1 protein-coding gene is annotated in these 251 nt (G+C 38.6%); it reads left to right on the top strand.

The window, feature by feature from the left end:
- Window positions 1–251: IS66 family transposase (locus GOQ24_RS06625; protein WP_160339353.1), on the top strand; the 251-nt coding region annotated here is incomplete at both ends.

The following is a 251-nucleotide window of genomic DNA, read 5'->3' on the forward strand; positions in this document are numbered from 1 at the left end:
ATCGATATAGCTTCTTCTACAATAGATGGTTGGGCTGCTCAAAGTATGGATGCTTTAAAACCACTATACCAAAAGCTGGTGATGGACATCAAAAATGAAGGTTATCTCCAAGTTGATGAAACCACCATCAAAGTCTTAGATGAGAAAAAGAAAGACAAAACTCATCTTGGCTACTATTGGGTGTATCATGCACCTATATCCAAGCTTGTAATGTTTAATTACAGTCCTACTCGTAGCGGTAGTGCTGCACT

It is taken from the genome of Myroides sp. LoEW2-1 (assembly GCF_009767705.1).
GTDB lineage: Bacteria > Bacteroidota > Bacteroidia > Flavobacteriales > Flavobacteriaceae > Flavobacterium > Flavobacterium album_A.